We start from the raw sequence: 24,491 nt of genomic DNA on the forward strand, positions 1-24,491 counted from the left end.
ACAGTACCGGGCGGGCGACGCCGACAGGGGCCTACGTTTTGGGCGCCAGCACACTGGCCGAGTCGGCCGCACCGTCGCCGTCGGTGTCGGTCAGTTTGACGTCCCACCGGCCGTCGCCGTCGGTGTCGACGTAGCCCGTCACGCCGTCGGCGCCGATGACCAGGGCGCGGTCGGCCAGACCGTTGCCGTCGCTGTCGAGCAGCCGAACGTCGTTGCCCGGCGGGCCGAAGCCGGTCGGCGGTGTGCCGGTGTGCTCGACGCCGTCGAGCCCGAACCAGCGCAGCTGCGACGCGGTTCGCGGTGGCCGCTCGGCGGCCACCGCCCAAGTCCCGGTGCCCTCGTCGGTGTAATACCGCGCGCCGGCGCCGTTGACGTCGAGCACGGCGTGATCGGCGATGCCGTCGCCGTCCAGGTCGGCCAGCGCGTCATCGGCCAGGCCGTCGTGGTCGAGATCCAGGGCGACCGCATCGAGGCGGCCGTCACCGTCGAGGTCGAGATCCGGTCCGTGGTCCCAGATTGTCGCTGCGCCGTCACCGGCGCTCAGGCAGTACTCCATACCCGATCCGACGCGGGCCGACGCCTACTGGTTCCCCCGGGCCGCCCACCAGGACTTCAGCTCGGCGATCGCCTCATCACGGGTGAGCGGTCCGCGGTCCAAGCGGAGCTCCTTGAGGTGCCGCCACGCCTCGCCCACCTGCGGGCCGGCCGGGATACCCAGCAGCTCCATGATCTCGTTGCCGTCGAGGTCCGGGCGGACCCGTTGCAAATCCTCGCGCGCGGCGAGCTCGGCGATCCGGTTTTCCAGGTCGTCGTAGTTGGCCTGCAGCCGGGCGGCCCGCCGCTTGTTGCGGGTGGTGCAATCGGCGCGCACCAGCTTGTGCAGCCGCGGCAACAGCGGCCCCGCATCGGTGACATACCGGCGCACCGCCGAGTCGGTCCACCTGCCGCCGCCGTACCCGTGGAACCGCAGATGCAGATACACCAGCTGAGCGACGTCGTCGACGAGTTGTTTGGAATACTTCAACGCGCGCAGGCGTTTTCGGGTCATCTTGGCACCGACCACCTCGTGGTGGTGGAAGCTGACCCCGCCGTCGGCTTCGAGCCGACGCGTCGCGGGCTTGCCGATGTCGTGCAGCAGCGCCGCCCAGCGCAACACCAAGTCGGGTCCGTCATCTTCCAGCGCGATGGCTTGGCGCAGCACGGTCAGCGAATGCTCGTAGACGTCCTTGTGCTGGTGGTGCTCGTCGATGGCCATCCGCATGGCGCCGACGTCGGGCAGCACCACGTCGCCCATCCCGGTCTGCACCATCAGGTCGATGCCGGCCACCGGGTCCACGCCCAGTAGCAGCTTGTCCAGTTCGGCGGCGACCCGCTCGACGGTGATCCGCTCCAGCTGTGGCGCCATGTCGATGATCGCCTCCAGCACCCGCGGCGCCACGTCGAAACCCAGCTGCGAGACGAAGCGGGCGGCCCGCAGCATCCGCAGCGGGTCGTCGCCGAATGACACCGACGGCGCCGCGGGGGTGTCGAGCATGCGTGCCCGCAGCGCTGCCAAACCATCCAGAGGGTCGACGAATTCGGCCGCGCCACAGGATGTTATGCGCACGGCCATCGCGTTCACGGTGAAATCGCGGCGCACCAGGTCGTCCTCGAGTGAGTCGCCGAATCGGACCTCCGGGTTGCGGGACACGCCGTCGTAGCGGTCGGCCCGAAACGTGGTGATCTCCAGGCGCTGGCCGTTTTTCTCGGCACCGACCGTGCCGAACTCGATGCCGGTGTCCCACACCGCGTCGGCCCAGGGCCGCAGCAACGTCTGCAGCCGCTCGGGGCGCGCATCGGTGGCGAAGTCCAGATCGCTGCTGAGCCGGCCCAGCACGGCGTCACGCACCGAACCGCCGACCAGATACAGCTCGTGGCCGGCCTGCGCGAACACCGCTCCGAGTTCGCCCAGGACGGCGGCGTGACTGTGCAAGGCAACCACGGCGGCGGCCAACAGCTCGGCATCCTGGGGCTCTTCGGGCACGGGACCACAGCGTAATCGCCCGATCCCCCAGCTCACTACCGGCGAGTGAGCCCAGGGCGTCTGAGCACGCCAGCTACTATCGCTTGGGTGTCCGACGGCGAAAATCCGCAACCACGTCGGCGTCGGGGCAGGCGCCGCGGTCGGCGCTCGGCAGGGTCGGGCGAAGCAAACCCCGGCAACGAGGCGACTGCCGCCGGCACGCCAGCCAAATCCGGCCAGCGCCGTGCGACACGCCGAGCTGCGGGACGGCTGCGGACCGTGCACGAGACCTCGGCCGGCGGATTGGTCATCGACAACATCGATGGCCCGCGGGAAGAACAGGTCGCGGCGCTCATCGGCCGGGTGGACCGGCGCGGCCGAATGCTGTGGTCACTGCCCAAGGGCCACATCGAACTCGGTGAGACCGCGGAGCAGACCGCGATCCGGGAAGTCGCCGAAGAGACCGGGATTCAAGGCAGCGTGCTGGCGGCGCTGGGCTGCATCGACTACTGGTTCGTCACCGAAGGACGGCGCGTGCACAAGACGGTTCATCATTACCTGATGCGCTTCTCAGGAGGTGAGCTGTGCGATGAGGACGTCGAGGTCGCCGAGGTGGCGTGGGTGCCGATCCCCGAGCTGCCGTTCCGGCTGGCCTACGCCGACGAGCGCAAGCTGGCCGAAGTGGCCGACGAGCTGATCGGCAAACTGCAGAGCGACGGCGAGGCCGCGCTGCCACCCCTGCCGCCCAGCACGCCGTGGCGCCGCCCGCAAACCCACTCACGCACCCGCATCCGCCGGGCCGACGAGCCCGTCCGGGGTCGGAAGAACGGTCCCGGGCCGTAGCCGCGACGACGATGCAGAGTAATTCGGGGTGGCGGCTCCGTCCGCGGGCGGGGACGGGCAGCGGAGCGACGGTGCCGGGCGGCCTGTTGCGTCTGCTGGCGGTGGTCGGCGTCCTGGCCGGTCTGAGCGTTGGCGTCGTGCCGACCGCCGCCGCCGGCGAGCCCGGCGCCAACCCGTTCGTCCTGGTGCGGATCGACCGGGTCACCCCGCAGCTGGTCACCACCACCAGCGAGCCGATGGTCACCGTCGCCGGAACGATCACCAACACCGGTGACCGGCCGGTCCGCGACCTGATGCTGCGCCTCGAACACGCGGCGGCGGTGCCGACCTCAACCGGCCTGCGAACCGAACTCGACGGTGACACCGACCAGTACCAGGCCGCGACGGACTTCGCGGCGATCTCCCCCGTGCTGCAGCGCGGCCAGAAGACGACGTTCACGCTCTCGGCCCCGATGCGCTCGGCGACGGCGCACTCGCTGGATATCACCGCGCCCGGCGTCTACCCCGTGCTGGTCAATGTCAATGGCACGCCGGACTACGGCGAGCCGGCACGTCTGGACAACGCGCGCTTCCTGCTGCCCGTGCTGGGTGTGCCGGTGGATCCGCTGGACAGCTCAACCCGCGCGTCCAGCGTCGGTGCCATGGACACTGTGGTCGCGCCCGACACCTCCAAACCCGTTTCGGTCACCATGCTGTGGCCGCTGGCGGACCGGCCGCGCTTGGCCCCCGGTGTCCCGGGTGGCACGGTTCCGGTCCGGTTGATCGACGACGAGCTGGCGACGTCGCTGGCCGGCGGCGGTCGGTTGGACGTGCTGCTGGCCGCAGCCGAGTTCGCCACCAGCCGCGACGTCGACCCCGACGGCACCGTAGGCCGCGCGGTGTGCCTGGCCGTCGACCCCGACCTGCTGGTCACCGTCAATGCGATGACCGCCGGCTACATCGTTTCGGGCGGCGTTCCCGGTGCACCCGACAGCCCCGCCCTGGATCCCGGCACCGCGACCCACCCCGGCGCCGGGCAAGCCGCGGCGACCAACTGGTTGAACCGGCTGCGGGCACTGGCGCACCGGATGTGTGTCGCGCCGCTGCCCTACGCGCTAGCCGACCTCGACGCCGTCCAGCGGGTCGGTGACCCCGGCCTCAGCGCGACCGCAACCAGCGGGGCCGCTGACATTGTCGACCGGATCCTGGGTGTCGTCGCGGTCCGCGGCGCCACCCTGATCCCGGACGGGTCCCTGACCCGCCGGGGTGTCGATCTGCTCAGCGCCATCGGCGAAACCGTCGTGATCGCCCCCGCCGACCCTGCCGCCGGCGACTCCGGTGCCGCGTTGCCGCCAAACCCGGACACTGCGCCGCGACGGCTGTCGCCGCAGGTGGTGCTCGCGCCGTTCGACCCGGCCGTTGGCGCCGCCTTCGCCGCCGCCGGGTCCGATCCGGTGGCGCCCAGCTACCTCAACTCCGCCTTGTCGATTCGGCTTCGGCACGACTCGGAGATTGCCCGTCGTCAGGACGCGGTGGGCTCGATGCTGTGGCGTGCACTGCAGCCCCAGGTCAGCCCGCGCAGCCAGGTCTTCTTGCCCCCGACCACGTGGAATTTACGACCCGACGATGCGGGCGCGATCCTGACCACGTTGGCCACGGCGATCCACTCCGGCCTGGCGGTGCCGCGACCGCTGCCCGCGCTGATCAGCGAGGCCTCCACCGTCCCGCCGGGCGACAGCCCGGCGCAACCCGGGTCCGACGCCATGGCGCGCGGCCGGTTCAGCGATGCCGTCGTCGCCACTATCTCCGCCGAGCTGCACCGGCTGGCCGGCCTGACCGCAGCCCTGACCACCGACCCCCGAAGCGGGTTGACCGGTGTCGCCTACACCGCGCCGTTGCGCGAAGACATGCTGCGTTCGGTCAGCCAGGCCGACCCGCCCGACGTCCGCAACGGGCTGGCTCAGCAGCGACTGGACGTGGTCGCCCACACGCTCGACGACTTGTTCGGGGCGGTCACCATCGTCGTCCCCACCGGTTCCTACACGCTGGCCACCGAACACAGCCCGCTGCCGCTGGCCCTGCACAACGGCCTGGCCGTCCCGATCCGGGTGCGACTGCATCTCGAAGTGCCGCCCGGGATGACCGTCACCGATCCCGGCGAGATCGAGCTGCCGCCGGGATACCTGCCGATGCGGGTGCCGATCGAGGTCAACTTCACCCAGCGCGTCGCGATCGACGCCGCGTTGCATACCCCCGGCGGCGTGCCGCTGGGTGAGCCGGTGCGGCTTTCGGTGCATTCCAACGCCTACGGCAAGGTGCTGTTCGCGATCACGATCAGCGCCGCCGCGGTGTTGGTGGCACTGGCCGGACGCCGGCTGTGGCACCGCTTCCGCGGTCAGCCGGACCGCGCCGACCTCGACGGTCCGCCGGACCGTCCGCAGGACCGTCCTGAACCCACCATGGACGAAGAGCGCGGCGCATGAGCCGGGTCGTGCCGGAGCCGGCGGCTCAGCGCCACCGGCGCAGTGCGGGACCGCCGACCGGTCCACTGCCGCCGACCGGTCTGGTGTCGTCGCAGGGCTCACAACCGCCCGCCCGCCCCGAACTGTCCGACGCGGCCGTGGTGTCCCGATCGTGGGGCATGGCGCTGGCGACCCTGGTCAGCCGCATCACCGGCTTCGCCCGAATCGTGCTGCTCGCCGCGATTCTCGGGGCCGCGCTATCGAGTGCATTCACCGTGGCCAACCAGTTGCCGAACCTGGTCGCCGCGCTGGTACTGGAAGCGACGTTCACCGCGATCTTCGTGCCGGTGCTGGCCCGCGCGGAGCGCGACGATGCCGACCGCGGTGCGGCCTTTGTGCGCCGCCTGGTGACGCTGGCCACCACGGTGCTGCTCGGCGCCACCCTACTGTCGGTGGCGGCCGCGCCGCTGCTGGTGCGGCTCATGCTGGGCCGCGACCCGCAGGTGAACGAGGCACTGACGGTCGGGTTCGCCTACCTACTGCTTCCCCAGGTGATCTTCTACGGCTTGTCGTCGGTGTTCATGGCGATCCTGAACACCCGCAACGTGTTCGGGCCGCCGGCCTGGGCGCCGGTGCTCAACAACGTCGTCGCCATCGTCACCCTCGGCGCCTACCTGGCGGCGCCGGGACAGCTGTCGGTCGACCCGGTGGAGATGGGCAACACCAAGCTGCTGATCCTCGGCGTCGGCACCACCCTGGGCGTTGTCGCGCAGACCGCCGTGCTGGTGGTGGCCATCCGGCGGCACCGCATCAGCCTCCGTCCGCTGTGGGGAATCGACGACCGGCTCAAACGCTTCGGCACGATGGCCGCCGCGATGGTCTGCTACGTGCTGATCAGCCAAATCGGCCTCGTCGTCACCAACCAGATCGCCAGTACCGCAGCCGCTTCCGGACCGGCCATCTACACCTACACCTGGCTGGTGCTGATGCTGCCCTACGGCATGATCGGCGTGACCGTGCTCACGGTGGTGATGCCGAGGCTGAGCCGCAACGCCGCCGCCGACGACACCGCAGCGGTGCTCGCCGACCTTTCGCTGGCCACCCGGCTGACAATGATCACGCTGATCCCCACGGTGGCGTTCATGACGGTCGGCGGGTCGGCGATGGGCAGCGCACTGTTCGCTTACGGCCGTTTCGGCGGCGTCGACGCCGGCCACTTGGGTCAGGCCATCGCGATGTCCGCGTTCACGCTGCTGCCCTACGCCGTGGTGCTGCTGCAGCTACGGGTGTTCTACGCCCGCGAGCAGCCGTGGATACCGATCGCGATCATCGTGGTGATCACGATCGTCAAGATCGCGGCGTCGCTGCTCGCGCCGCATCTGACCGACAACCCCGACCTGGTCGCGGGTTACCTCGGGTTGGCCAACGGCCTGGGTTTCGTGGCCGGCGCCGTCACCGGCTACGTCCTGCTGCGTAATGCTCTGCGGCCCAACGGGGGTCATCTGCTCGCAGTTGCCGAGGTGCGCACGATTCTGGTGACGGCCACCGCCTCGCTGCTGGCCGCACTGGTCGCCTACCTGGTCGATGTGCTGATGGGTTTGCAGCGGCTGACGACCTACGGCGGCGGTGCCGGTTCGTTGCTCCGACTGGTCGTGCTCGCGGTGGTCATGGTGCCGATCGTGGCCGTGGTCATGGTCCGCGCGCAGGTGCCCGAGGCGCAGGCGGCGCTGGCCAAGTTCCGCGGCTGGATCGGTGCCACGCCGGCCCGCGGCAAAGGCGCACCGCTGGCTTCTGGCAGTTCAGCCCCTGTCCCGGCGCCGAAAGTCGCTGGCCGCGATCAGCTGTTGCGCCCCGGCATCGTCACGTACCCTGAGCGCAGGATTGCGGGTGCACCGGCGGGGCGCCCCGTAGCGCGAGACCTCCGGGGTCGGCACCCGGGACAATCAACCAAGGAGGGGCCGGAAACCGGGGACGGGCCGGAAAGAGGAGCAGAGATGGATGACGGCTCATCGGACAGCGCCTCGGTGACAGCTGCTGCCGGACTCTCGTCAACTGCCGGATCGGTTGGCCCGGCAAACGACTTCCACCCCGACGTGCCGGCCGATCCGCACGTCGGCACCGTCAACGCGCCGGGGGGCGACGGTCCGGTGCCCGACGGTGCCGCGTCGGGGATGTCCTCGGGCGAACAGCACCTGGTTCCAGGCGCTGCCATAGCGCGGGGCCGCTATCGGTTGCTGGTGTTTCACGGAGGAGCGCCGCAGCTCCAGTTCTGGCAGGCGCTCGATACCGCGCTGAATCGACAGGTGGCGTTGACCTTTGTCGATCCCGAGGGCGAACTGCCCGACGAGCAGATCCGCGAAATCCTGGCCCACACCATGAACCTGAGCCGCATCGACAAGCTGGGGATCGCCCGCATCCTCGATGTCGTCCACACCGGCACCGGCGGGCTCGTCGTCAGCGAATGGGTCCGGGGCGGCTCGTTGCAGGAGGTCGCCGCCACCTTGCCGTCGGCCGCCGGTGCGTCGCGCGCGATGCAGACCCTGGCCGCGGCCGCCGAGGCTGCCCACCACGCCGGTCTCGCCCTGTCGATCGATCATCCCGCGCGGGTGCGGGTCAGCATCGAGGGCGACGTAGTGCTGGCCTTCCCCGCCACCCTGCCCGGCAGCAGCCCCGAGGACGACATCCGCGGGATCGGCGCCGCGTTGTACGCGCTGCTGGTCAACCGGTGGCCGCTGCCGGAGTCCGGCGAGCCCAGCGGGATGGCCCCCGCGCCGTCCGATTCGGCCGGCCACCCCCTCGAACCCAGTGCGATCGACGAAGACATCCCCTTCCAAATTTCTGCGGCGGCCGCTCACGCAATTCAGCTGGAGAGTGGAATTAGCAGCGCTGCAACGCTTTTGAACCTTCTTCAACAGGTTACCGTAGTCGCTGACCGCAACGATCTGCTCGCCCCGATCGATGAGCACCCGGCTCGGCCAGACCCCGCACAGGTCGATCAGGCGCATTCCACGGACCTCGTCGAGGACCGGGTTCGCATCCGGCGGCGCCGGGCGGTAACCATCGGGTTCGGTGCTGGGGCCGCGGTGATCGTGGTCGCACTGCTGGTCCTGGCGTCGGTGCTGAGCAAGATGTTCAGCGATGTCGGGAGCCTCGACAAGGATCAGCTCGGCCTGAGCGGGCCGTCGACCAGTTCGAGTCCCCGAGCGGCGGCGGGCGGCATGATCAAGCCGGTCGGGGTGACGGTGTTCTCTCCGGGCGGTGAAGCCGACAACCCCGGCGCCGCCGCACTCGCGATCGACGGCAGTCCGGGCACCGCCTGGGAGACGGACACCTATCACGATCCGGCTCCGTTCCCCGGTTTCAAGAGTGGCGTCGGCCTGCTGCTGCAGTTGCCGCAGCCGACGGTGATCGGGGCCGTCAACGTCGACCTGGCCAGTAGCGGGACCCAGATCCAGATCCGGTCGTCGGCCACAGCGACGCCGACCCGACTCGACGACACCACGGCACTGTCGCCCCCGACGCCAATGCACCCGGGGCACAACACGATTCCGGTCAGCGCTTCCTCGCCGACGCGGTATGTGCTGGTGTGGATTTCAACTCTCGGGACCGAAGACGGCGCCAGCCGTGCCAGCCTCTCCGAAGTCACCGTTCAAGCCAAGTCCTGACGGGCCCGATCGGGTGAAGTGCCGGGCATCGGTCGATTGGTTACTGTCCGGCGGTGGGCTCGACGAGGGTGCGACCGTGTACCGGACAGCGCAGCGACGCTGAACTGTTGGCGGCGCATGTCGCCGGAGACCGCTTCGCCTTCGCCGAACTCTTCCACCGCCACCATCGGCAACTGCACCGGGTGGCACGGCTGACCAGTTGCTGCACCGAGGACGCCGAGGACGCCCTGCAGGAGGCGATGGCATCGGCGCACCGCGCTGCCGGTTTGTTTCGCCAGGACGCCGCGGTGAGCAGCTGGCTGCACCGAATCGTCGTCAATGCCTGCCTGGATCGATTGCGGCACAACAAGACCCACCCGACCACCGTTCTCGACGACGTCTACCCGGTGCCGGACCGAACTGTCGAGGTCGACACCGCGATCGCGGTGCAGCGGGCGCTGATGCGGCTGCCCGTCGAACAGCGCGCCGCGGTGGTCGCCGTCGACATGCACGGCTACTCGATTGCCGACACGGCCCGGCTGCTGGGCGTGGCCGAGGGCACGGTGAAGAGTCGCTGCGCCCGGGCGCGGGCCCGCCTAGCCGCGATCCTCGGCTACCTGCAGAGCGAGACCGCACACCCGGCCCGCTAGCCGCACCGACTCCCGATGACGGACACTGGGGCGGATGGATGCAGTCGAGCCGGACGAGGACGGCGAGCCGCCGACCGCCGAGACCCTTGCCGAACTGCAGGCCGGACTGCTGGACGACGACACCGCTGCCCGGCTGCGCAGGCGGCTGCGCACCGACCCCGGTGCCCGCCGAACGATGGAGGCACTGAACCGCGTCCGCCTGGAGGTCGCCGCCCTGGGCGCCGACATGACGGCGGCGCCCCCGGTCGACCGCCGGCTTGTCGACGGCATCGCTTCCCCATTGCGCGCCGCGCATTCGGTACAGCGCGGGCGGCTACCGCACGCGGCGCGGACCGCCGTCGCGGTGGCCGGCCTGGCCGCGGTGGCCGTCGCGGCCTGGGTGGGTACCCGCGCGCTGCTCACCGCGCCCGCGCCGATATCCAGTCGGCCCACCACCATCGAACACATCACGGTGTCGCGTCCACCGTTGACGATTCCGCTTTCGGATCAGCAAATCCTGGCCCTGCTGGACCGCGAACCCGACCTCGGGCAGCTGGCCGATCCCCGGCGCATAGCCTCGTGCCTCGGTGGCCTCGGCTATCCGGCGGACACCCGTGTGCTCGGCGGGCGCCCGATCGACATCGCCGGACATCCGGCCGTGCTACTTGTCCTCGCCGGGACCGCGCCGGACACGATTGCGGCGCTCGCGGTGGCGCCGACCTGCAGTGCCGTCAACACCGGCCTGTCGGCTGACAGGATTGTCCACCGCCCGTAATGTTCGCGGGAACAGCACGGCCTACCCTGGCGTTCCAGTGCATACGTTGGCCCGTATCGGAGAGGTAGGAATGAGCTCCTCAACTATTCATGAGGTAATCGTCGTCGGCTCTGGGCCCGCGGGCTACACCGCGGCGCTCTACGCCGCTCGTGCGCAATTGGCTCCGGTGGTCTTCGAAGGGACCTCGTTCGGTGGGGCCCTGATGACGACGACCGAGGTGGAGAACTACCCCGGTTTCCGGGAGGGCATCCAGGGGCCCGAACTGATGGATCAGATGCGCGAGCAAGCCCTGCGCTTCGGTGCCGATCTGCGCATGGAGGACGTCGAGTCGGTGTCGTTGGGCGGCCCGGTCAAATCCGTCACGACGTCGGAAGGTGAGACGTTGCACGCGCGCGCGGTGATTCTCGCGATGGGCGCCGCGGCCCGCTATCTACACGTTCCCGGTGAGCAGGAACTGCTCGGGCGCGGCGTCAGCTCGTGTGCGACCTGCGACGGCTTCTTCTTCAAGGACCAGGACATCGCTGTGATCGGCGGGGGCGACTCGGCCATGGAGGAGGCGACATTCCTGACGAAGTTCGCTCGCAGCGTGACGCTGGTGCATCGTCGCGAGGAGTTCCGGGCCTCGAAGATCATGCTCGACCGGGCCCGCGCCAACGACAAGATCGCGTTCGTGACCAACGCCGCCGTCGTCTCCGTCGAAGGCGAGAACTCGGTGACCGGGCTGAAGCTTCGCGACACCGTGACCGGCAAGGCCTCGACGCTGCCGGTTACGGGGGTCTTCGTCGCGATCGGCCACGACCCGCGCTCGGGGTTGGTGCGCGGCCAGGTTGACCTTGACGATGCCGGTTACGTGCTGGTCCGAGGCCACACCACCTACACCTCCGCCGACGGTGTGTTTGCCGCCGGAGATTTGGTCGACCACACCTACCGGCAGGCGGTCACCGCGGCCGGCACCGGCTGCTCGGCCGCCATCGACGCCGAGCGCTGGCTGGGCGAGCATGCGGCGCCGGGCGAGCGGACCCACACCAAAGCCGCCGGACAACCGGCGTCAGCGACCCTCTGATTGGAGTACGTGCGATGACACAGACCGAATCCGCAGGAGCACCAGTGGATGTTTCCGACGCGTCGTTCAACACTGACGTGCTCGCCAGCAAAACTCCTGTGCTAGTTGACTTTTGGGCCGCCTGGTGTGGACCGTGCAAGATGGTCGCGCCGGTACTCGCCGAAATCGCCGCGGACGCCGGGGACCTGCTGACCGTCGCCAAACTCGACGTCGACGCCAACCCCGAGACCGCCCGCAACTTCGACGTGGTTTCGATCCCGACGCTGATCTTGTTCAAGGACGGCGAACCGGTCAAACGCATCGTCGGTGCCAAGGGCAAGGCCGCGCTGCTGCGTGAGCTGTCCGACGCGGTTCCGGGCCTGGCCTGACTCGCGGCGGATCGGCGCGGTCTGCCTGGCGTTTTACTTAAATCGCCGGGCGTCTGAGACAATACCGCCAAGCCTGTCAAAAAGCGGCAGGGCTGCTCACACGGCTCACCGGAGGCCTTGCCATGTCGAGACCGCACCGCGGCGACGGCGCTGCCCTGCGTCGTGGTGACCGTGGCGCCGCGGTCACCGAAATCCGCGCGGCGCTGATCGCGTTGGGTCACCTCGATGGCGCCGACGCCGAACCCAGCACCGGCTGCCAGGTTGCGGTCGATGTCTTCGACGACGAGCTTGACCACGCGGTTCGGGCCTTCCAGCAGCATCGTGGCCTGTTGGTCGACGGAATCGTCGGCGAAGCGACCGACCGCGCGCTGCGCGAGGCGTCCTACCGTCTGGGTGCCCGCACGCTGCACCACCAGTTCGGCGCGCCGATGTACGGGGACGACGTGGCGACGCTGCAGGCCCGATTGCAGGATCTCGGCTTCTACACCGGGCTGGTCGACGGGTACTTCGGCTTGCAAACCCACACGGGTCTGATGTCCTACCAGCGCGAGTACGGGCTGTACGCCGACGGCATCTGCGGCCCAGAAACGTTGCGCTCCTTGTACTTCCTGAGTTCGCGCGTCACCGGCGGCTCATTACACGCCATTCGCGAAGAAGAGCTGGTGCGCCGGTCCGGGCCGCGGCTGTCGGGCAAGCGGATCGTCATCGACCCGGGCCGCGGCGGCAACGACCACGGTCTGATCGCGCACGGACCGGCCGGTCCGATCAGCGAGGCAGATATCTTGTGGGACTTGGCAAGTCGGCTCGAAGGCCGGATGACCGCGATCGGCATGGAGACTTTCCTGTCGCGGCCCACCAACCGCAGCCCGTCCGATCACGAACGCGCCGCAACAGCCAACGCCGTCGGCGCCGACCTGATGATCAGCTTGCGCTGCGAAACCCAGGCCAGCCCATCGGCCGGCGGCGTCGCCTCGTTCCACTTCGGCAACTCCCATGGTTCGGTATCGACGATCGGCCGCAACCTCGCCGATTTTGTTCAGCGAGAAGTAGTGGCGCGCACCGGTTTACGAGACTGCCGCACCCACGGCCGGACCTGGGATCTGCTGCGGCTGACCCGAATGCCCACCGTTCAGGTCGACGTCGGCTACGTCACCAACCCGCACGATCGCGCAATGCTGACCACCCCGCAAACCCGCGACGCGATCGCCGAGGGAATTCTCGCCGCGGTCAAGCGGCTCTACCTGCTCGGCAAAAACGATCGCCCCACCGGCACGTTCACGTTCGCTGAACTCCTCGCCCACGAACTGGCGGTCGAGCAGGCCGGTCGCGTCAGCGGTTCCTAACCCTCGCCGAAGATCCGATCGGCGCCCCCGCCGCGACAGGCTGTTGCAGCGATGCGCTCTCCAGCAGCCGCTCCAGCGCGGCTTCGACCTCGGCCTTCCAGCCCAGGCCCTTGTCCAACTCGAGCCGCAGCCGGGGGAAGTACGGGTGTGGCGCCACCACAACGAATCCCGCGCTCTGGAGGAACTCGGCGTCGATCACGCATTGCTCGGGCGAACAGTCCCCCAGCGCTTCCAGCACCGGGAGCAGCTCGTGACCGGCATTCGGCAGGCCCGCCAATTCGGAGACGCCCGCGGTGCGTCCAAAGGCTTCCAGTGCCCGCACGCCGCGCCGCACCAACTCGTCGACAACGCGGGCGACGAGGCTGTAGGGCAGCTCGTCAGCGGCCGGCCCGGGCTCGACCCGCATCGAGGTCAGCAGCACCGCGTCGGCAGACACCGGCGCCGTCGGAAAGAGGTGGGCCCGCGGGACGGTTCGCGGCGGAGCGTAGAAGGCATAGCCGAGAAACGCCGACTCCCCTTCGGCACAATCGGCAGGGTCGGCCGTGGCGACCTGGCCGCACGATCCCCATTCCAGCATGACCATCGACAACCAGGCCTCTTTTTCGAATTCGGGGTCGGCGAGCTGGCCGTGCTGCCCGAGTGTCGCGGGATCGACTTCCCAAAAGACGCAGCGGCGTGCATGCTTGGGCAGCTGATCGAAGGCTTCCAGGCGCAGCGGTGTGATTCGAGCAGACACTAGACTCCTGGGCCTTCGTGCAGGGCGGTCACTGGCTGCCCGTCTTCCCCGCGAGTGAGTGGTCGCCCACCCCGCAGCCGAGCGTACCCCGCGGCCGGCCCCCGCAAAACCCGCGCGGCTTCGCCCTCGAGCGGCCCCGACGAGCCCGCTCGGGCGCCCGCGTCGTCCCACATCGGCCTGACAGCGACTGCTGAATGAAATCGCTTGGCGTACAGGCAGATTCGACGGTCATCAGCATTTTGGCATGCCCCGATCGGCCGGAATGTCACAGTGACGTAACGCCTCGGTATGACCGGTCAGCTCTTGGACGAGTTCATCAACTCGACAATGCGCTGCAAATCGTCCACCGAGCCGAACTCGACCACGATTTTGCCCTTGCGCTTACCCAGACTGACCGTGACACGCGTGTCGAAGGCGCCCGACAGCTGCTCGGCGATATCTTGCAGCCCGGGCATCTGGATCGGCTTGCGCTTCGGCGCCGACGGCTTGCTCGGCTCGCTGCGATTGGCGATCGTGACCGCCTCTTCGGTCCCCCGCACCGACAACCCCTCGGCGACGATCCGCGCGGCCAGCGCTTCCTGTGCCTCCGCGCCGGCTTCGAGCGCCAACAGGGCGCGGGCATGGCCGGCCGACAGTACCCCCGCGGCCACTCGGCGCTGGACGGCGATCGGTAACCGCAGCAGGCGGATCATGTTGGAGATCACTGGACGAGAGCGACCGATCCTGGCGGCCAATTCGTCATGGGTGACCCCGAACTCGTCGAGCAACTGCTGGTATGCCGCCGCCTCTTCCAACGGATTCAGCTGTGCGCGGTGGATGTTCTCCAAGAGGGCGTCGCGCAGCAGGTTGTCTTCAGCGGTCTCCCGCACGATCGCGGGAATGGCCGTCAAGCCCGCAGTTTGGGCCGCGCGCCAGCGCCGCTCCCCCATGACGAGTTGGTAGCGCACGCCCGATGTCGTACCGAGGTCTCGGACCACGATCGGTTGCATCAGCCCGAATTCGCGGATCGAATGTACGAGCTCGGAGAGCGCTTCCTCGTCGAAGACTTGGCGCGGCTGCCGCGGGTTGGGCTCGATGTCGGTCGGGGCAATTTCGCGGTAGACCGCACCGATGTCCGGTCCGGGCGGCCCCGGCGCAGCACCCATCAGAACGTCGGCCGCTGCCGCGCCGATCCGCGGGCTTCCGAAGCGCGTCGGTTCGGCGTCCCCCTCTGCCGGCGCGGTCGGGATCAGCGAGGCGAGGCCTCGCCCGAGGCCACCCTTCTTCCGTGTCGATTGGCTCATAGTTGGTCTCCTTGATCGGCTGCCGTCAGGCCGCGCTCGGCGATCTCGCGGCTGGCGTCGAGGTAGCTCATCGCGCCGCGTGAACCGGGGTCGTAATCGATAATCGTCATGCTGTAGCCCGGCGCTTCAGAGATTTTGACGCTGCGCGGAATCACCGTCTTCAAGACCTTGGGGCCGAAGAAACGACGGACTTCGTCGGCCACTTGGTCGGCTAGTTTAGTCCGCCCGTCGTACATGGTGAGGACGACGGTGCTGACCTCCAGCGCGGGATTCAGATGGGCTTTGACCAAGTTGATGTTGTTCATCAACTGCGACACCCCCTCCAGCGCGTAGTACTCGCACTGGATCGGAATCAGCACCTCCGGCGCGGCTACCAATGCATTGATGGTGAGCAGGCCGAGCGACGGGGGGCAGTCGATGAACACGTAGTCGAACGAGGCCGCGGCATCAAGCCGGTCGAGTTCGGCAAGTGCCCGGCGCAGCCGGTTCTCCCGGGCCACCATGCTGACCAATTCGATCTCGGCGCCTGCCAGGTCGATAGTGGACGGCACGCAGAAAAGTCGATCGCTGTGCGGGCTCTGCCGCATCGCATCCTCGAGGCGCATCTCGCCGAGAAGGACTTCGTATGACGAAGGAGTTCCAGCGTGTCGATCGGCGATTCCCAGCGCGGTACTCGCGTTCCCTTGGGGATCGAGATCGATCACGAGCGTCCGCAGTCCCTGCACGGCGAGTGCCGCCGCGAGGTTCACGGCGGTCGTCGTCTTACCGACGCCACCCTTCTGATTTGCGATCGTGATGAGGCGGCGGTGCGGCGGGCGACTCAGCGGTTCGCAGGACTTGGACAGCACGTGCATCGCCCGTTCCGCCGCGGCACCGATCGGGGTGTCGAACTCCGATGTTTCACGTGAAACAACGCCGGCACCCGCGCCGAGGGGGTCGTGTGGCGTACTCATGGGGTCTCCCTGCTCGATCGTCGGCGCGACGGATTTCGGACCGATTCCGGCTTTTGCCGCCGCGCTACCACCACCGTTGTCGGGGGGGATAGAACGCCTACGCCACATTCCACCACCCTGGCATCGACGGCGCCTAGCGCGGTCAACACACGCCGGGACTCGCGCATCTCCTCGGGTGCGCGCTCCCCTTTGATCGCCAATAACCGCCCGCCGTCACGTAGCAACGGCAGGCCCCATCGGGCGAGCTTGTCCAGCGATGCCACCGCCCGCGAGACGACCGCGTCCGCTTCGCCCGCGACCTTCACAACGTCAGAGTCCTCGGCTCGGCCGCGGACCACCTCGACATCGAGACCGAGCTGGTCGATCACCCCACGGAGGAATTCTGTGCGCCGCAAGAGGGATTCGACCAACACAATGCGCAGGCCTGGCTTCGCGATGGCTATCGGGAGCCCGGGCAGTCCGGCCCCGCTGCCGATGTCGACAATCCGTTCACCCGGCTCGACCAGCTCCGCCACGGCAGCGCAGTTCAGTAGATGGCGCTCCCAGATCCGGTCCACTTCACGTGGACCCAGCAATCCCCACTCCACGCCGGCGGTCGAAAGCAGGTGGGCGTACCGCTCAGCGATGTGCAGCCGCTCGCCGAACATCGACGACGCCGCCTCGGGCAAGGGCAGCGGGCTCACCGCGCGGTCGCGGGAATCGACATGTTTCACGTGAAACATTCCTCCCGTCCGGAGTCGCTGCCGGCGCGTACTAGAACTACATCGATGTAACTATCCGCCAAGGTCTCAGTCGGCCAGCACGACGACGCGGCGCGACGGCTCGGCGCCCTCGCTTTCGCTGTGAACCCCGCTGACTGCAGCGACGGCGTCGTGAACTATCTTCCGCTCAAACGGCGTCATGGGAGACAGTTCTTCGCGTTCACCACTTTCGAGGACCCGCCTTGCGACTTTGTCCCCCAGCGCGGCGAGCTCCTCGCGGCGGCGGCGGCGCCAACTCGCGATGTCGAGCATCAACCGGCTACGCACGCCGGTCTTCTGGTGCACGGCCAACCGGGTCAACTCCTGCAAGGCATCGAGGACCTCGCCCTTGCGGCCGACCAGCTTGTTCAGGTCTTCGCTTCCGCCGATGCTGACGACCGCTCGGCTGCCCTCGACGTCCAAGTCGATGTCGCCGTCGAAGTCGAGGACGTCCAGCAGCTCCTCCAAATAGTCGCCGGCGATCTCGCCCTCGGCAACCAGACGCTCTTCCTGGTCCCCTTCGCCGTCGTTCTCGTCCGCAGCGGTCCCGTCGGCGGCAGCGTCCGATTCGTCCAGCGTCGGCGCGTCCTGTCCGATGATGACTTCTTCAACCTCTGTCGTGTCTGTTTTTGTGGTGTCTGTTTCCGTCATATCTGGCCTACTTCCCTTCCCGTGCCCGGGCGTCGCCCGGTGACGTCTGGTGACGTCTGGTGTCCGGTGTGTGTGTCAGCGTCCGCGCTTCTTGGGCTTAGCGCCCGGCCGCGGCGTGCGGGCCACGGCACCGCTCTCCGGCCTCGGTGCCTCATCCTCCGAGCCGTCGCCGTTATCGTTCGCCATCGCCTTGCCCGCTGTCCGTTTGGGTTTGGCGCCCGGCGCGGGTGCATTTGCCGACCGTCGCTCGATCGCCTCGCGCTTCTTTTCCTCTTCCTCGCGCTCGATCATCCCGAACACGACGTGCTGCTGCCCGAAGGTCCAGATGTTGTTCGCGAACCAGTAGAAGATGATCGCCAAGGGCAGGAACGGTCCACCGACCACCACCCGAGCGGAAAGACGTAGAGCGCCAACTTGTTCATCATCGCGGTCTGCGGATTGGCCGCCGCCTCCACGCTCTGGCGGGCCACCGACGCCCTGCTGTTGAAGTAGGTGGCGATGCCCGCCAAGATCATTACCGGCACCCCGACCGCGACGACGGCCGGCCGGCTGAACTCGAAGCCTTGGAACGCCGCCAGGCTCGCACCGCGCTGCGTCATGCTGGCCCCGAGCGGCGCGCCGAACAGGTTCGCATCCAGGAAGTGGCCGACGTCCTGCGCGCTGAAGACGTAATTGCCCAGCGAACGGTTTCGTTCCGGCGACAAACCCAGCTGGCCGATCCCGCTCGAGGTCCGGTTGAAGCAGCGCAACACGTGATAGAGCCCCAGGAAGACTGGCACCTGAACCAACATCGGCAGACAGCCGAGTATCGGGTTGAAACCGTGTTCCTTCTGAAGCTTCTGCATCTCCAGGGCCATGCGCTGACGGTCCTTGCCGTACTTCTTCTGCAGCGCCTTGATCTGTGGCTGCAACTCCTGCATCTGGCGCGTGGTCCGGATCTGGCGCACGAAGGGGTTGTACAAGATCGCACGCAGGGTGAAAACCAGGAACATCACCGCTAGCGTCCAGGTGAGGAAATTCTTCGGACCCAGGCCGGGCACCGCAGAGAAGGCTTTGTACCAGAGCCACATGATCGCCGAGACCGGGTAATAGAAGTAGTCCAGGCTGAACGGGTCAAAAGACAACAGAATCACTCTTCTCTAACGTCGGTGGGGTGTCCGAGTCTTGGACCGCGGCTGCGTGGCGCTCTGGCACTGGGTCCCATCCTCCCTGATGCCACGGACCGCACTTCACCAGCCGGACACCGGCCAACCAACTCCCCCGCACCAGCCCGAACTCGGTCAGGGCGTCGACTGCGTATTGACTGCAGGTCGGCGTGAACCGGCACGTCGGCAACCGCAGCGGCGAAACCATGTGGCGGTAGAGCTGGATAGCGAAGATCAGCCCGCGCGCGAGCGCGAATTCGGCGGCCCGTAGTCGTGACATCAGCGCTCTCCCCGCTTGGACTCGATGCGCCGCAGGCCCGCCCGCAGTTCCTCGCCCAAGCGGGCGGACGCGACATCGCGACTGCTCGGCAGCGCACGGATCACCACATGCTCGGAGTGCGTCAGATCAGCGAACACCTCCCGGGCAACGTGGCGCAGACGCCGCGAGAGCCCGTGCCGCTGCACGGCAGTACCGACCGATCGCGAGACGATCAGCCCGAGTTTAGGATCGCCAGTTGCACGCCGCATATAGATGACCAAGTCCGGTTGGACGGATTTCTTTCCGCGCTTGACCGTCGCATCGAAATCAGACGACCGCGTCATACGGTTCCGCGCGGAGAGCACCGCCGCTACACCGGGGTCACATCAAGCAGTCAGCGACCGACGGCCCTTGCTGCGCCGGCTCGAGACGATCGCCCGACCGGCGCGGGTCCGCATGCGCAGCCGAAAACCGTGCACACGGGCACGGCGCCGGTTGTTCGGCTGGAATGTCCGCTTGCCCTTTGCCACGACTCTCTCCTTGCTGCATCTGGCATCGTGCCCGACGCGGTCCCCCGTGCCGGCGGGTCACACGTCTACCCACGACGCCTCAATAGGCTCTACGTCTTACTGGTAACCGGCGCGCTGGCAGGCTGATCGCCCGAATCGCAGCCGTGTCGCCTACTTTCGGGGCGACTGTATGAGGGTACTGACGTGCGTTCGCCCGGTCAAACCACCCCGACCGAGGAGCGTTCCCCGGCTGACCTTTAACTGCCGTCACACCTGCCACCGACCAGGGAGCAATCTTGTGCCGCCCGTTCCAAATGTTGCAGAACGGTTGGCCGCGGGCGCGGAAAACTGTTAGCTTCGGTCGGTGCTGTTTCACATGGAAACGGCGCTGGACAACGAAGCAAGGATGGCAGATCGGCCTCCTAGCCAGCCCGATTATGCTGGCCGCCTCGAGCGCCGGTCACGCGAGCTGTCAGGGGTCAGTTGCGGCTTGCCGTCCGCTGACCTGTCCACACCTGTGGATAACAGTGTGGACAGTTTGTTGTCGGAACTATCGGTGGAACGTTTACAGCATTTCAGGGGGACCCGTCGTTGACCGAGGATCCCGGATCCAGTTTCGCGACGGTCTGGAGCGCGGTCGTCTCCGAACTCAACGGCGAACTTCACGCAGACGACACCGTCCTCAACGGCACAGCCTATGTATCGCCGCTGACACCACAGCAACGAGCATGGCTCAACCTGGTGCAACCGCTCACGATCGTCGAAGGTTTCGCTCTTCTTTCCGTACCCAGCAGCTTCGTCCAGAACGAAATCGAACGGCACCTGCGCACCCAGATCACCGATGCGCTCAGCCGCCGACTCGGCCAGCAGATCGAACTCGGTGTGCGCATCTCACCGCTGACTTCCGATGAATCCGACGATCGGGCCAAATCTCCCCTCGACGACATCGACGACATCGACGAGGTCGACGAAGACGGCGAAGCCCTTGCCAGCGCACACCAGAGTTGGCCGTCGTATTTCACCGAGCGGCCGCACAGCCAGGCCGCCGACGCTGCCGCCGGCCTGAGCCTCAACCGGCGCTACACCTTCGACACCTTCGTCATCGGGGCGTCGAACCGGTTCGCTCACGCCGCCGCACTCGCCATCGCCGAAGCGCCGGCCCGCGCATATAACCCCCTGTTCATCTGGGGTGAGTCCGGCCTGGGCAAGACGCACCTGCTGCACGCCGCCGGCAACTACGCCCAGCGCCTGTTCCCGGGCATGCGCGTCAAATACGTTTCGACCGAGGAATTCACCAACGACTTCATCAACTCGTTGCGCGACGACCGCAAGGTCGCTTTCAAACGCAGCTACCGCGACGTCGACGTCTTGCTCGTCGACGACATTCAGTTCATCGAGGGCAAGGAAGGTATCCAGGAAGAGTTCTTCCACACCTTCAACACACTGCACAACGCCAACAAACAGATCGTGATTTCTTCCGATCGGCCGCCGAAACAGCTTGCGACACTTGAGGATCGGTTACGAACCAGGTTCGAGTGGGGCCTGATCACCGACGTCCAGCCACCGGAATTGGAAACCCGCATCGCAATTTTGCGCAAGAAGGCGCAGGTTGAGCGCCTCAACGTGCCCGACGATGTGCTCGAGCTGATCGCCAGCAGCATCGAACGCAACATCCGTGAACTCGAAGGCGCGCTGATCCGGGTCACCGCGTTCGCCTCCTTGAACAAGGCACCGATCGACAAAGCCCTCGCCGAGATCGTGTTGCGCGACCTGATTGCCGACGCCAGCACGATGCAAATCAGTGCCGCGACCATCATGGCCGCCACCGCGGAATACTTCGACACCACGGTGGAGGAGCTACGTGGGCCCGGAAAGACCCGTGCACTGGCTCAATCGCGACAGATCGCCATGTATCTGTGCCGCGAACTGACCGACCTGTCCCTGCCCAAGATCGGGCAGGCGTTCGGCCGCGACCACACCACGGTGATGTACGCGCAAAAGAAGATCCTGTCCGAGATGGCCGAACGTCGTGAGGTGTTCGATCACGTCAAGGAGCTCACCACTCGGATTCGGCAGCGCTCGAAGCGTTGAGCGGTACCGGCCACCGGAGCATCGAGTGGCCAAATACCCCACGGCTTTTGGGCTCAGCAGCGGTACCGAGGCGTTTCGTCACACGCAATGTCAAAAAACTTTGGACTCGCGAGCACCATCCGTCACAGCATGAGCCTGTGCATACTCCTGTGCGTAGTCGGCTTCCACATGGCCTTCCAACACCGGGTCCGTCCACAACCCTGACTGCTCCCCAACTGCTGCACACAAACCGCACAACCCCTGCCCGTGTCATACACAACCCAACGCAGGCTCCAAGCAGCACCGACACCACCCTGTCCACAGTCTGCACAGGCCTTATTACTGTTATTGATGTATCTACAGAATTTGTTCTTCAGAAAAAGCTGTTGGGGATGAGCCGCTCCACACCCTGAATCACGGTGTCCAACGCCCTGAGTGTCACTGATTCCGATTAGCTTTCAAGATGGCCTCTGACGCTCTACGGTTGTGGTTCGGCTGCCCGTTCGGTAGTCGAAATGAAGTACGGGCACGGGCATCCGTCGGCGAGGTTCACAAGAAGTGGCGCCGCCAAAGCTGGCCGCGCTGTTCGAGGTGATTGAAGGGACGCAATGGACGTGGCGACGACCGCCGTCGGCCTGACCGACTTGAAGTTCCGCTTGGTGCGCGACGACTTCGCAGACGCCGTCGCCTGGGTGGCGCGCACCCTGCCGTCTCGGCCAACGGTGCCGGTGTTGGCCGGCGTGCTGCTGACTGGCTCCGACGCCGGCTTGACCATCTCCGGGTTTGACTACGAGGTGTCCGCAGAAGTTTGTCTTGCAGCCGAAATCGCCTCGCCTGGAACAGCTTTGGTATCTGGAAGGCTGCTTTCTGACATCACCCGGGCGCTGCCGAACAAGCCGGTTGACGTGCAGGTGGAGGGCACCAGGGTCTCGCTGGTCTGCGGAAGTGCAAAATTCTCCTTGCCGACGATGGCTGTCGAGGATTACCCGACTTTGCCGACGTTGCCCGAGGAGACTGGTACGCTGCCGGCCGACCTTTTCGCCGAGGCGATCGGCCAGGTCGCCATCGCTGCCGGCCGCGACGACACCCTGCCCATGCTGACTGGGATCAGGGTCGAAATCTCAGGTCATGCCGTGGTTTTGGCCGCTACCGACCGATTCCGGCTGGCTGTTCGCGAGCTCACCTGGGCGGCTGCAGTGCCCGATGTCGAGGCCGCGGTGTTGGTGCCGGCCAAGACATTGTCGGAGGCGGCCAAGAACGGGACTGACGGCGCCGAAGTGCATCTGTCGCTGGGCGCCGGCGCCTCGGTCGGCAAAGACGGACTTCTCGGTATCAGCGGAAACGGCAAGCGCAGCACTACCCGACTGCTGGATGCGGAGTTCCCGAAGTTTCGTCAGCTGCTGCCCAGCGAACACACCGCTGTCGCGACTGTCGGAGTCGCCGAACTGTCCGAGGCAATCAAGCGCGTGGCGCTGGTGGCCGATCGCGGCGCCCAGGTCCGAATGGAATTCTCGCAGGACACGCTTCGGCTGTCGGCCGGAGGCGACGACGTCGGTCGTGCCGAGGAAGACGTGTCGGTGCACTTCGCCGGTGAACCCCTCACGATCGCGTTCAACCCGACGTATCTCACCGACGGCCTCAGCTCATTGCATTCCGACCGGGTGTCGTTCGGCTTCACCACGCCGAGCCGTCCCGCGGTGTTGCGGCCGGCCGGCGACGACGCACCACCCACCGACAGCGGACCCTTCCCGGCTCTTCAGACGGATTACGTCTACTTGCTGATGCCGGTTCGCCTACCGGGCTAGTCGCTAGGTGTACGTCCGCCATCTCGGCTTACGTGACTTTCGGTCTTGGGCGAACGTCGAACTCGAACTGACACCCGGGCGGACGGTATTCGTCGGCCCCAACGGTTTCGGTAAAACGAATCTTGTTGAGGCGCTGTGGTATTCATCGACACTGGGATCGCATCGGGTCGCCACCGACGCACCGTTGGTCCGAGTCGGCGCGCCGCGGGCGGTGGTGTCGACCATCGTGGTCAACGAGGGCCGCGAATGTGCCGTTGACCTGGAGATCACCGCAGGCCGGGCCAACAAGGCAAGGTTGAACCGCTCGCCGGTGCGCAGTCCGCGTGAAGTCGTCGGCGTGTTGCGAGCGGTGTTGTTCGCACCCGAGGATCTGGCGTTGGTCCGCGGCGATCCCGGTGACCGCCGCCGTTACCTCGATGATCTGGCCGCAGTGCGCCGGCCACGGGTGGCCGGCATCCGGGCCGACTACGACAAGGTGCTGCGGCAGCGCACGGCGTTGCTGAAGTCCGCGTCCGGCACGCGCTTGCGCGCCGACCGCGGCGCGCTGGACACCCTCGACGTCTGGGACGGCTATCTGGCAACTCACGGCGCCGAATTGATGGCGGCCCGAATCACATTGGTCAACGATCTGGCGCCGATGGTGCAAAAGAGTTATCAGCTGTTGGCGCCGGCGTCGCGACCGGCCTCGATCGTCTACCACGCCAGCATCGACATCGAGCCGCAGCGGCCCGATGTCGCCACCCTGCAGGCAGCGCTGTTGGAAAAGATGGCCACACGCCGCGCCGCGGAGCTTGAGCGCGGCGTGTGTCTGGTGGGCCCGCATCGTGACGACCTCGAGTTGCGACTCGGCGAGCAGCCCGCGAAAGGCTTTGCCAGTCATGGGGAATCCTGGTCGATGGCACTTGCGCTGCGCCTGGCTGCCTACGAATTGCTGCGTGCGGAGGGCAGCGAACCGGTGCTGTTGCTCGACGACGTATTTGCAGAGCTTGACGTGGCCCGCCGCGAAGCACTGGCCGCCGCGGCCGCATCCGCGGAGCAGGTGCTGGTCACTGCGGCGGTGGTGGACGACATTCCGCGGGATTGGCTGGCCGGCCGCGTCGACATCACGCTGAACGACCACGAAACTGGGCCGGCTTCGGCGATCGTCGTCGCCGAGAAGGAGGATGGCAATGGAACTTGACCGTGACACCCCGGAACCCAACGCCACACCGCTGGAGAATCCGAGCCACGTC

General features: G+C 67.2%; 21 protein-coding genes and 1 pseudogene. 11 read left to right on the forward strand and 11 right to left on the reverse strand.

Translation table 11 applies throughout. The annotated features are described in order from the left end of the window. Positions 1-31 precede the first annotated feature (31 nt). Entirely contained in the window at positions 32-556 is a 525-nt protein-coding gene (locus tag AC2VOG_RS00740; RefSeq protein ID WP_486938002.1) for a pullulanase, read from the reverse strand. Between the two features lie 24 nt (positions 557-580). Further along, entirely contained in the window at positions 581-2,023 is a 1,443-nt protein-coding gene (locus AC2VOG_RS00745) for a CCA tRNA nucleotidyltransferase (RefSeq protein WP_486938003.1), read from the reverse strand. A gap of 87 nt (positions 2,024-2,110) precedes the next feature. On the opposite strand from AC2VOG_RS00745, the gene AC2VOG_RS00750 reads away from it, so the two are divergent. From AC2VOG_RS00750 to AC2VOG_RS00785, 8 genes are all read left to right on the forward strand, one after another. Further along, a complete protein-coding gene (locus AC2VOG_RS00750; RefSeq protein ID WP_486938004.1) occupies positions 2,111-2,845 on the forward strand; it encodes an NUDIX hydrolase in 735 nt (244 codons plus the stop codon). A gap of 11 nt (positions 2,846-2,856) precedes the next feature. Then, the gene (locus tag AC2VOG_RS00755; protein ID WP_486938005.1) at positions 2,857-5,307 is read left to right on the forward strand and encodes a hypothetical protein; all 2,451 of its coding nucleotides are present in this window, start codon (positions 2,857-2,859) and stop codon (positions 5,305-5,307) included. Next, positions 5,304-8,951 (forward strand): murein biosynthesis integral membrane protein MurJ, encoded by a 3,648-nt coding sequence (murJ, locus tag AC2VOG_RS00760; RefSeq protein ID WP_486938006.1) that lies wholly within the window; start codon positions 5,304-5,306, stop codon positions 8,949-8,951. Before AC2VOG_RS00755 ends, murJ begins: the two co-directional genes overlap by 4 nt. A gap of 53 nt (positions 8,952-9,004) precedes the next feature. Continuing rightward, positions 9,005-9,580 carry an RNA polymerase sigma factor SigM gene (gene sigM / locus AC2VOG_RS00765; protein ID WP_486938007.1) on the forward strand — a complete coding sequence of 192 codons (576 nt, stop codon included), beginning with the start codon at positions 9,005-9,007 and terminating at the stop codon, positions 9,578-9,580. A 34-nt stretch (positions 9,581-9,614) separates the two neighbouring features. Next, the gene (locus AC2VOG_RS00770) at positions 9,615-10,334 is read left to right on the forward strand and encodes a hypothetical protein (protein ID WP_486938008.1); all 720 of its coding nucleotides are present in this window, start codon (positions 9,615-9,617) and stop codon (positions 10,332-10,334) included. A 70-nt stretch (positions 10,335-10,404) separates the two neighbouring features. Continuing rightward, complete coding sequence (trxB, locus tag AC2VOG_RS00775) at positions 10,405-11,397, forward strand: thioredoxin-disulfide reductase (RefSeq protein WP_486938009.1); 993 nt, start codon at positions 10,405-10,407, stop codon at positions 11,395-11,397. A 14-nt stretch (positions 11,398-11,411) separates the two neighbouring features. Then, positions 11,412-11,765: a thioredoxin gene (trxA, locus tag AC2VOG_RS00780; protein ID WP_486938010.1), complete on the forward strand. Its 354-nt coding sequence runs from the start codon at positions 11,412-11,414 to the stop codon at positions 11,763-11,765. 122 nt (positions 11,766-11,887) lie between these two features. Next, entirely contained in the window at positions 11,888-13,108 is a 1,221-nt protein-coding gene (locus tag AC2VOG_RS00785; RefSeq protein ID WP_486938011.1) for an N-acetylmuramoyl-L-alanine amidase, read from the forward strand. On the opposite strand, the gene AC2VOG_RS00790 is transcribed toward AC2VOG_RS00785, so the two are convergent. From AC2VOG_RS00790 to rpmH, 9 genes and pseudogenes are all read right to left on the reverse strand, one after another. Further along, positions 13,095-13,844, reverse strand: a complete 750-nt coding sequence (locus tag AC2VOG_RS00790; protein ID WP_486938012.1) for an acetyltransferase — start codon at positions 13,842-13,844, stop codon at positions 13,095-13,097. The two genes, AC2VOG_RS00785 and AC2VOG_RS00790, sit on opposite strands and share 14 nt — an antisense overlap. A gap of 296 nt (positions 13,845-14,140) precedes the next feature. Then, entirely contained in the window at positions 14,141-15,127 is a 987-nt protein-coding gene (locus AC2VOG_RS00795) for a ParB/RepB/Spo0J family partition protein (RefSeq protein ID WP_486938013.1), read from the reverse strand. After that, positions 15,124-16,080: a ParA family protein gene (locus tag AC2VOG_RS00800; protein WP_486938014.1), complete on the reverse strand. Its 957-nt coding sequence runs from the start codon at positions 16,078-16,080 to the stop codon at positions 15,124-15,126. Before AC2VOG_RS00800 ends, AC2VOG_RS00795 begins: the two co-directional genes overlap by 4 nt. Further along, entirely contained in the window at positions 16,077-16,802 is a 726-nt protein-coding gene (rsmG, locus tag AC2VOG_RS00805; protein WP_486938015.1) for a 16S rRNA (guanine(527)-N(7))-methyltransferase RsmG, read from the reverse strand. Before rsmG ends, AC2VOG_RS00800 begins: the two co-directional genes overlap by 4 nt. 66 nt (positions 16,803-16,868) lie before the next feature. Next, positions 16,869-17,471, reverse strand: a complete 603-nt coding sequence (locus tag AC2VOG_RS00810; RefSeq protein WP_486938016.1) for a Jag family protein — start codon at positions 17,469-17,471, stop codon at positions 16,869-16,871. A 75-nt stretch (positions 17,472-17,546) separates the two neighbouring features. Next, positions 17,547-18,601, reverse strand: a pseudogene (gene yidC, locus AC2VOG_RS00815) (membrane protein insertase YidC). After that, the gene (yidD, locus tag AC2VOG_RS00820; protein ID WP_486938017.1) at positions 18,585-18,896 is read right to left on the reverse strand and encodes a membrane protein insertion efficiency factor YidD; all 312 of its coding nucleotides are present in this window, start codon (positions 18,894-18,896) and stop codon (positions 18,585-18,587) included. Before yidD ends, yidC begins: the two are co-directional and overlap by 17 nt. Then, complete coding sequence (gene rnpA, locus AC2VOG_RS00825; protein WP_486938018.1) at positions 18,896-19,240, reverse strand: ribonuclease P protein component; 345 nt, start codon at positions 19,238-19,240, stop codon at positions 18,896-18,898. Before rnpA ends, yidD begins: the two co-directional genes overlap by 1 nt. Positions 19,241-19,261: 21 nt before the next feature. Beyond that, positions 19,262-19,405 (reverse strand): 50S ribosomal protein L34, encoded by a 144-nt coding sequence (gene rpmH / locus AC2VOG_RS00830; RefSeq protein WP_070355130.1) that lies wholly within the window; start codon positions 19,403-19,405, stop codon positions 19,262-19,264. A gap of 570 nt (positions 19,406-19,975) precedes the next feature. Between rpmH and dnaA the strand changes: the two genes are divergently transcribed. The 3 genes from dnaA to recF all read left to right on the forward strand — a co-directional run bounded on the left by dnaA (position 19,976) and on the right by recF (position 24,439). Beyond that, on the forward strand, positions 19,976-21,475 hold the full coding sequence (dnaA, locus tag AC2VOG_RS00835; protein ID WP_486938020.1) for a chromosomal replication initiator protein DnaA: 1,500 nt from the start codon (positions 19,976-19,978) through the stop codon (positions 21,473-21,475). A 587-nt stretch (positions 21,476-22,062) separates the two neighbouring features. Beyond that, positions 22,063-23,259: a DNA polymerase III subunit beta gene (gene dnaN / locus AC2VOG_RS00840; RefSeq protein ID WP_486938021.1), complete on the forward strand. Its 1,197-nt coding sequence runs from the start codon at positions 22,063-22,065 to the stop codon at positions 23,257-23,259. 7 nt (positions 23,260-23,266) lie between these two features. Continuing rightward, a complete protein-coding gene (gene recF / locus AC2VOG_RS00845) occupies positions 23,267-24,439 on the forward strand; it encodes a DNA replication/repair protein RecF (RefSeq protein WP_486938022.1) in 1,173 nt (390 codons plus the stop codon). Positions 24,440-24,491: the final 52 nt, after the last annotated feature.

Source organism: Mycobacterium sp. TH-M11 (assembly GCF_057473725.1).

What these genes read in the sequence shown, in the direction of transcription:
- rsmG (WP_486938015.1), bottom strand. Translation starts at nt 16,802, where the DNA reads ATGTTTCACGTGAAACATGTCGATTCCCGCGACCGCGCGGTGAGCCCG.
- AC2VOG_RS00740 (WP_486938002.1), bottom strand. Translation starts at nt 556, where the DNA reads ATGGAGTACTGCCTGAGCGCCGGTGACGGCGCAGCGACAATCTGGGAC.
- AC2VOG_RS00810 (WP_486938016.1), bottom strand. Translation starts at nt 17,471, where the DNA reads ATGACGGAAACAGACACCACAAAAACAGACACGACAGAGGTTGAAGAA.
- dnaN (WP_486938021.1), top strand. Translation starts at nt 22,063, where the DNA reads ATGGACGTGGCGACGACCGCCGTCGGCCTGACCGACTTGAAGTTCCGC.
- AC2VOG_RS00795 (WP_486938013.1), bottom strand. Translation starts at nt 15,127, where the DNA reads ATGAGCCAATCGACACGGAAGAAGGGTGGCCTCGGGCGAGGCCTCGCC.
- trxA (WP_486938010.1), top strand. Translation starts at nt 11,412, where the DNA reads ATGACACAGACCGAATCCGCAGGAGCACCAGTGGATGTTTCCGACGCG.
- murJ (WP_486938006.1), top strand. Translation starts at nt 5,304, where the DNA reads ATGAGCCGGGTCGTGCCGGAGCCGGCGGCTCAGCGCCACCGGCGCAGT.
- AC2VOG_RS00755 (WP_486938005.1), top strand. Translation starts at nt 2,857, where the DNA reads ATGCAGAGTAATTCGGGGTGGCGGCTCCGTCCGCGGGCGGGGACGGGC.
- AC2VOG_RS00770 (WP_486938008.1), top strand. Translation starts at nt 9,615, where the DNA reads ATGGATGCAGTCGAGCCGGACGAGGACGGCGAGCCGCCGACCGCCGAG.
- AC2VOG_RS00785 (WP_486938011.1), top strand. Translation starts at nt 11,888, where the DNA reads ATGTCGAGACCGCACCGCGGCGACGGCGCTGCCCTGCGTCGTGGTGAC.
- yidD (WP_486938017.1), bottom strand. Translation starts at nt 18,896, where the DNA reads ATGTCACGACTACGGGCCGCCGAATTCGCGCTCGCGCGCGGGCTGATC.
- AC2VOG_RS00800 (WP_486938014.1), bottom strand. Translation starts at nt 16,080, where the DNA reads ATGAGTACGCCACACGACCCCCTCGGCGCGGGTGCCGGCGTTGTTTCA.
- trxB (WP_486938009.1), top strand. Translation starts at nt 10,405, where the DNA reads ATGAGCTCCTCAACTATTCATGAGGTAATCGTCGTCGGCTCTGGGCCC.